The 8,298-nt window shown below is 71.5% G+C and carries 2 protein-coding genes and 1 pseudogene; 2 read left to right on the top strand and 1 reads right to left on the bottom strand.

The annotated features are described in order from the left end of the window. Positions 1 to 869: pseudogene (locus EYA84_RS32580) on the top strand (right-handed parallel beta-helix repeat-containing protein); the annotation flags it as partial. Between the two features lie 322 nt (positions 870 to 1,191). Next, the gene (locus EYA84_RS20880) at positions 1,192 to 2,862 is read left to right on the top strand and encodes a hypothetical protein (RefSeq protein ID WP_131054736.1); all 1,671 of its coding nucleotides are present in this window, start codon (positions 1,192 to 1,194) and stop codon (positions 2,860 to 2,862) included. 73 nt (positions 2,863 to 2,935) lie between these two features. On the opposite strand, the gene pulA is transcribed toward EYA84_RS20880, so the two are convergent. After that, a partial coding sequence (gene pulA / locus EYA84_RS20875) for a pullulanase-type alpha-1,6-glucosidase (protein WP_131054735.1) occupies positions 2,936 to 8,298 on the bottom strand: 5,363 nt, incomplete at its 5' end.

Here is an 8,298-nt window from a genome sequence, read left to right as displayed (position 1 = left end):
TCGAGGTAGGCGTACCCGCGTCCTCGCAGGGCCGGGGCGGCCGCGCCGACGTCGAGCACAGCGAGTTCCTGCTGCACCACGCCGGCGGCAACGGCGGCGCGATCGCCAACTTCGGCACCGCACGGGTCGCCCACAGCCGGGTGGCGACCAGCAGCGCCGGTGGTGTCGGCGGCGGCGTGTTCAACGCCGGGGTGTTCCGGCTCGAGGAATCCTCGATCACGGACAACAGCGCGGTCGCCGGCGGCGGCATCGGCAACGGTGTGCCCGGCCTCGGGCTCCCCGGCGCCGGTGGCACGCTCTGGGTCTGGAAGAGCACTATCGAGCACAACCGGGCCACCGACAACGCCGGTGGCGTCCTCACCTATCGGGGCACCGCGACGCTGACCCAGAGCAGGGTCGTCGGCAACCACAGCGGCGAGGACGGCGGTGGCCTGCTCGCCCTGGGCGACGGCCAGCTCGCGTTGGAGAAGGTCCTGGTGGCCCGCAACTCCGCCGACGACACGTCCGGCGGGCTGGGCGTGGGACCCGAGAGTACGGCGGTGATCGCGCAGAGCGAGATCACCGACAACGTCGCCGAGCGCAACGGTGGCGGACTGGCCACCTACGGGGGCACCGCCGTCGTGCGGGACACCGCGATCGTGGCCAACCGGGTGGTCGGCCAGAACTCGGTGGCCGGCGGCATCTACAACGACGGCGGCCAGGTCCGGTTGGAACGCTCCACGGTCCAGGCCAACTTCTCGGTGCTGCCGCCCGGCGGCATCTACACCACCAACGACGGCGTGCGGATCGACCGTAGCTCCGCGGTGACCGCCAACCGACCGACCAACTGCTCCGGCAGTCCGGTCGTGCCGGAGCGCTGCTTCGGCTGATCGTTCCTTCTGCGTACGGGTGATTCCAGAGCACGACCACATAGACGGGCTCCTCCGCCGCGTGCGGAGGAGCCCGGGTCGCGTACCCGCCCCGACGGGCGTCGGCGGCCGATCGCCACGGAATTGGCCCGGATTGCACCCTTCAGAGCGCTTGCACCACTCCCGCGCAGCCCGTACCCAATGTGGGGTTATCTCGGATATGGGCGCGAAGCGAGGAACACTCTCATACGGTGCATGTGGGAGCTACAACCGATTTGTAGCAGGGGAAGCTCACCCGCGTGTGACGACCCTGTCTGGTACGACGAGAGGGCAGAGAGCTCCGATGTCCAACTACCAAGCTAAGAACAACGCCGCGGAGCCGGAGGTGGCGCCGAAGCGGCGTCGCGCCTTCTGGCTCGCCAGTGGCGTCGCCGGTCTCACCGGCGTGGTCAGCATCGCCGCCGTCGGTATCGGCGCCGGCGCGGTCAGCGCCGACGGTCTGCGTTGGTCCACCGCCCAGCAGGTCAGCTCCGACAGTGACCGGGGCCCGGACGCCGCCGAGGGGCACGAGGGCAAGAAGCGGGACCGCGGTGGCGACCAGCGCGACGACCGCGGTGGCCACGACAAGGACCGTGGTGGCGACGACCGCAAGGACCGCGAGAAGGAGGTGCCCTGCGACTCCGACAAGCTGATCCAGGCGTTGGTCTTCGCCAACGACAACCACGGCGGCGTGCTCAACCTCGCCAAGGGGTGCACCTACACACTGACCCGTTCCGACCTGGGTGACGGCACCGGCCCCAACGGCCTGCCGGTCATCACCGAGAACGTCGTCCTCAAGGGGCACGACACCAAGATCGTCCGGGACGCCACGGCCGAGGAGTTCCGCATCCTCAACGTGGGCCGCGGCGGAAACCTGACCGTCAAGGGCCTGACCATCAAGAACGGCCAGACCCGGGCACTGCCCGTCGGCGGGGACACCCCCGAGGCGGTGTGGTCGCGATTCTCCAACTCGGTGGAGGCGACCAAGGCCGCCGAGGCCAAGAAGGCGTACCTGCCGCTGCTGCAGGCCGCGCCGAAGGGTGCCGCGCTCAAGGCCGCCCAGGCCAAGGCGGCTCCCTCGGTGCTGCTGGAGCCGGAGTCCAACGACGGTGGCGGCGTGCTCGTGCAGCCCGGCGGCACCGCCTCGTTCTCCGAGACGCACATCGTCGCCAACCAGGCCGGTGGAGTCGGTGGGGGCCTGGCCAACTTCGGCAAGGCCGACCTGCACCACACCACGGTCGCCGACAACACCGCGTTCCTGTACGGCGGCGGCATCTTCAACGCCAGCGTGCTGCGGGTGGCCGAGTCGAGGATCGTCAACAACGACGCCATCATCGGCGGCGGCGGCGTCGCCAACGGTGCCGCCTTCATCTTCCGCGAGGACATCGACGGCGGCACCGCACTGATCGAGAAGACCGAGATCACCGGCAACGAGGTGCTCGGCTTCGGCGGCGGCCTGCTCGACATCGAGGGCAACACCACCGTGCAGCACTCGAAGGTCGTCAACAACACGGCGGTCCTGGCCGGTGCCGGTGTGGCCGCTGCGGGCGACGACAGCACCCTGGAGCTGGCGCACGTCGAGGTCGCCAAGAACACCACCGTCGGTGTCGGCGGCGGCCTGGCGCTCGGCTTCACCGCCATCGCCAACGTCACGGACAGCAAGATCGTCGAGAACAAGGCCGGCTTCTTCGGTGGCGGTGTCTTCAACGGCACCGGCGAGGCGACCTTCCGCAACAGCGAGATCAGTGGCAACCGGGCCGTCGGCCCGCTGGGTGTCGGTGGAGGCGTCTTCACCGTCTCCGGCGAGATCGACCTGGAGCGGACGAAGGTGTCGCACAACTTCGCCACCCTCGCGCCGGGCGGCGTGTTCAGCTTCATCGGCGTGGTCAACGTGGACGACAAGTCCGCGATCACCGCCAACAAGCCGACCAACTGCGCCGGCAGCATCACCGCGATTCCGAACTGCTTCGGCTGATCCTCACGCCGAGGTGACGACCCGGCCCCGTCGGACCGATCCACGGATCGGACCGGCGGGGCCGGACCACGTGTCACCGCGTGACGAACACCGCCACGCTGCGCGCCGGCACCCGGAACGTGCCGCTGTTCCGCTCGAACGCCGCGCTCCGCAGCACCGGATCGGCCGAGGACCGCAGCACCGGGTGCAGGGACACGTCCGCCCCGCGCAGGGCGTCGACCCGCTGCGTCGCCTCCTGCGGTGTGCCGTTGAAGACCACCGTCACCGACCGCCACGCCCCGCCCAGACCACGCGCGTCCAGGGTCATGGTGAGCACCCCGGGCGTCTCCTGCGGGCCGGAGAGCGGGAAGGCGACCCGTCGTTGCACCTCCTGCGCGGTGGGCAGCCCGAAGACCGGCGTGGAGGACCGGATCCGCAGCAGTTCGGCGTACCGGGCGTCGGTCAGCGCGATCGCCGCGCAGTCCGGCACCAGCGCCGGATCGGCCAACAGCGGCCGCGCGTACGGCCACTTGTCCCGGTTGTCCTCGGCCGGCGGCAACCCGATGCCGAACCCGTTGCCCTGGGTGCAGTCCCACCGGATCTGGTTGAACCAGTCCCCCGAGTTGTACGAGTTGCGGTCCAGCGACTTCGATCGCAGCCGCTCGGTGCCGGTGGTCACGAACCCGGCACCCTGCCCCATCACCACCGTGCTCAACGCCAGCACCTGCATCCGGGCCCGGTCCGTGGCCGAGGTGCCCTGCGGCAGCTTGTAGGCCAACGCGTCGTACAGGATCTCGTTGTCGTGCGCGTCGACGTACGTGATCGCCTCACCCGGCGCGTCGGTGTACCCGGCCGGCGAGCCGTTGTAGTCCACCTGTGCCCCGGTCACCTCCCGGCCGCCGGTGTCGGTGAACCGGTAGCCGCGCAGGTTGCCGGTCAGCCCGACCTTGACCAGGTCGTGCTGGTGCAGCAGCCGGGTACGCTGCTCGGCCGCCGAGCCGTTGACCGGGTCGCCGTTGGGGTCGGTGAACAGACCGGAGGCGAAGCCCTGGTGGCGCGGGTTCTCGTCGAACGGGCCGCCACCGCGCACCGCGTCACGCAGCCGGTCGTTGAACGTGCCGATCCCGGTGCCGGCCATGTTCGCCTGGTTCGCCTGCACGAACCGCGCGCCGTCGGCCACCTCGCCGAAGTTCCAGCCCTCGCCGTAGAGCAGGATCTTCCTGCCGTCCACACCGTCGCGGGCCACGGTCAGCCGGTCGAGCGCGGCGCGGACGGCCAGGATGTTCGCCTTGGGATGGTGGCCCATCAGGTCGAAGCGGAACCCGTCGACCTTGTACTCCCGGGCCCAGGTGACCAGCGAGTCGACCACCAGCTTGCCCATCATGGCGTGCTCGGGCGCCGTGTTCGCGCAGCAGGTGGAATTGGCCACCGCGCCGTCGTCGAGCAACCGGTGGTAGTAGCCCGGGACGATCTGGTCGAGCACCGAGCGCGGGTCGGTGCCGGCGGCCGAGGTGTGGTTGTAGACCACGTCCAGCACCACCCGCAGGCCCGCACCGTTGACCCCGGCCACCATCTGCCGGAACTCCACGGTCCGGCGCGTGCCGTCCGGGTCCACGGCGTACCCGCCCTCCGGGACGGTGTAGTGCAGCGGGTCGTAGCCCCAGTTGTAGCCGTCGGTGTCCTTCACCGCCGCGACGCACTCCTGCTGCCGTTCGGAGTCCGGCGGCGCGGCGGCCAGGTCGCAGTCGGGGCGGCGCTGGTCGGCACGCCGCTCGGGGATGGTGGCGAAGTCGAATACCGGCAGCAGGTGCAGGTGGGTCACCCCGGCGTCGGCGATCGACCTGAGGTGCCGCATCCCGGCGGTGCCCGGGTCGGTGAAGGCGAGGAAGGTGCCGCGACGGTCGGCCGGCACGGTGCTGTCGGCGATCGAGAAGTCCCGCACCGACAGCTCGGAGATCTGCACCTTGGCCGGGGCCACCGCACTCGGTTTGCGCAGGCTCGACCAACCCGTCGGCGCCAGCTTCGGGTCGGTCAGGTCGGCGATCTGGCTGTGTGTGGAGTCCGCCGCCAGGGCCACCGAGTACGGGTCGGTGACCGAGGCGGTCACCACCTGCTGGGCGGCCGGCTGCCACGCCTGCACCCGGTACCGGTAGTAGCGACCGGCCCAGTCCCGCGCCCCGCGCACCGACCAGACTCCGGTGCGGTCGTCGCGGCGCATCGCCACCACGCGCGGTGTGGCGGTCGGCGAGTCGAACAGCTCCAGCGACACCGTCCGCGCGGTCGGTGCCCAGACCGCCAGGGACGGCACGCCGCCGGTGAAGGTGGCGCCCAGGCGGGCGGTGGTGGCCGGGGCGTAGACGTCGTCGAGGACCCCCGGCAGCTGCACGCCGGTGGCACCGAGCAGGGTGCCGTCGGCGGCCCGCTCGGTCACCAGCACCTGCCCGCGCAGCGCCGCCGGCACCGTCGCCAGGTCCCGCTGATCCAGGGTGAAGGCGTGCCGGTCCCACAGGTGCGGGAACCGGTCGCGCTGCGCCTCGGTGAGCCCGTTGCGGCGCGCGGTCAACGGCACCGAGGTGTACGTGCCGACCAGTTCGCCGTCGACCACGCGCACCCCACCGGCGGGTGCGGTCACCAGCGCGTACGCCCGACCGTCGGTGGGGCCGGTCCGCCAGGCGACGGTGCTGCGGTCGATCCAGTGCGCCGCCTGCCGGGTGATGTCGGTGTCACCGCCGCTGTCGCCGGTGGTCGTCGCCGGCAGCAGCCGCCCCGGTGTCGCCGCGAGCAACCAGACCTCCCGACCGGACTCGGCGAAGTCGAGCCGCTGGTCCTGTGGCAGGTCCTTGGTGTCCCCGGAGTGGATGATGTAGCTCAGCCCGGTCGCGCCCTCGGCCAACGGCACCCGGAACTCGGCGCCGTACGAGTCGACGCGGGTCGGCGGCAACGGTCGGGCCCAGTCGGTGGGCGTGGCCGCGCCGTCCCACAGGTGCAGTCCCCAGCCGTCGTAGTCGCCGTCCGGCCGGTGGTAGTGGATCACCGCCACACCCTCCTCGACCGGGGGTGCCGGTGCTCCGGCGGCCTCCTCCCGGCTCGGGTAGGTGGCCGGATCACCCTGTTTGACCCAGACCTCCCCGGTGCGCGTCACGTCCACCGTCCGGTCGTTGTCGACGTCCTTGTTGCCGTCCGCGTCGACCACCAGGAAACCGACCGACTTCGCCCCCGGCTTCAGCTTCACCCAGGCGAACCGCCCGTACGAGTCGGTGCCGTCGAACGGACGGCCCTGCGGCCACTCGGTGGCGTACGCCGGATCGATGTCGCCCCAGGCGTACAGGCCCCAGTCGTCGTAGTCGCCGTCCGGGCGGTGGTGGTGCACCACCAGCCAGTCGCGGGACGACCCGGTCGGCGGGGTGCCGACGGTGGCGGTGGAGCGGGCGGTGGCGGTGCGGCCCCGGCCGTCCCGGACCGCCGCCTTGTACTCGATCCTCGTGCCGGCGGCCAGCCCGGTCAGGTCGTGGTGCACGGTGTACGGCGCCCGGTGCGCCGAGCCGAGCAGTGTCCACCTGCCGCCCGCCACCCGGGCCGCCGTCGTGACGGTGGCCAGCGGGTCCCCGCTGACCTGCGCGGTCACCTCGGCCCGGGTGGCCACCGGCGTACCCGTCGGGGTGGTGATGGTCAGGCCCGGCTTCGCGGCGGGCACCGCGACCGGCCGACCGGCCCGGTGCACCACCGCCGAGAGCGGGGGCACGGTCAGGGTCAGCGTGCCGTCAGCGGCGGCGGCCCGCCGACCGGATGCGCCGTAGATCGCGGTGAAGGGGGTGCCGGCCGACCAGGTGTCCACGGTGACAGTCTGCGTGGTCCGCGCATTGTTGACCGCGACGACGTACTCGGTGCGGTCACGCGGGTCGAACCGGGAGAAGGCGAAGACACCCGGGCCGTCGGCGGCGTGGCGCGTCACCTGTACACCGTCGCGCAGCGCCGGGTGTGCCCGGCGCAGCTGGCCCAGCCCGGCGATGGTCCGGTACAGCGGATGCGCCGGGTCGAACTGGTCCTGGGCGTGGGTGCGGTCGGTGCCCAGCAGGTCGTCGTCGAGGTAGTCGGCGGTGCGGGAGGCGAACATCGGCTGTCGGGCGTCCTTGTCCCCGCCCGCGCCGGTGAAGCCCTGTTCGTCGCCGGAGTAGACGACGGGCTGGCCTCGGGTGAGGAACATCAGTTCGTGGGCGAGCTGGTCGCGGCGCAGGTGGGTGGCGGGGTCGGTGTCGCCGCCGGCGATGAACGAGCCGATCCGGCCCATGTCGTGGTTGCCGAGGAAGGTGGGCAGCCGGCCGGCGTCGGTGTTGCGGGCGGCGTACAGGTCGTCGCGGGCGTACAGGTCGGCCAGTGCCGTGGCGGGGCCGTCGTCGGCGGTGAAGCCACGCGCCGCCTCCTGGAAGCCGAAGTCCAGGGTGGCCGGCAGGCCGCCCTGTCGGACGTAGCGGGAGGCGATCTCCGGGTCGGCGCTGTACACCTCGCCGAACATGAAGAAGTCCGGCTTGCCGGCGCGGGCGGCGGCCTGGGTGACGCCCTGGCTGAACTGCGGCCAGAAGTCCATGTTGACGTGCTTGACGGTGTCCAGCCGGAAGCCGTCCACACCGGTGGAGCGCACCCAGTCGGCATAGATCTTGGTCATGCCCCGGACCACCTCGGGTCGCTCGGTCCACAGGTCGTCCAGACCGACGAAGTCGCCGTACTCGCTGTTCTCGCCGACGAAGGTGGAGTCGCCCCGGTTGTGGTACATGGTCGGGTCGTTGAGCCAGGAGGGCACCTTGACCGTCGCGTCCGCCGGGGTGCGGAACGTCGGCGTGTACGGGAAGGACCGGCTGTTCACCTCGGGGAAGGGGCGGGTGCCGTCGGCGAAGTTGGCGTCCTCGAACGGCCGACCCTGCGCGTCCCGGTACGGCGTGGTGGCCTTGTCCACGTAGGTCTGCCGGTTCTCGGCGTAGCTGATGACGTCCGCGGTGTGGTTGACGATCACGTCGAGGTAGACCTTGATGCCGCGTCGGTGCGCCGACTGGACCAGACGCTTGAGGTCGGCGGCGGTGCCGAAGTGCGGGTCGACCTGGGTGAAGTCGGTGATCCAGTAGCCGTGGTAGCCGGCCGACGCGTCGTCGCCCTCGCCCTGCACCGGGCGGTTGGCGAAGACCGGTGCGAGCCAGATGGCGGTGGTGCCCAGCCCCTCGATGTAGTCGAGCCGATCGATCAGTCCTTTGAGGTCACCGCCCTGGTAGAAGCCCTTGTCCGTCGGGTCGTAACCGGTGCGCAGACGGTCGCCGGTCAGACCGCCCCGGTCGTTGCGCGGGTCTCCGTTGGCGAACCGGTCCGGCAGGACGAAGTAGAACTGCTCCGCCCTCGCCCGCTCGTCGGTGCCCGCCGCCAGCAGGGCGGCGGCGGACGGCTCGGTGGGCCAGGTGACGGCGTCGGTGG

Source organism: Verrucosispora sp. SN26_14.1 (genome assembly GCF_004307965.1).
GTDB lineage: Bacteria > Actinomycetota > Actinomycetes > Mycobacteriales > Micromonosporaceae > Micromonospora.
The sequence above is the reverse complement of the archived record's forward strand: the minus strand, read 5'-3'. Positions and strand labels throughout refer to the sequence as shown.

Excerpts from the sequence above, each read along its gene's own strand:
- EYA84_RS20880 (WP_131054736.1), top strand. The coding sequence starts at position 1,192 with ATGTCCAACTACCAAGCTAAGAACAACGCCGCGGAGCCGGAGGTGGCG.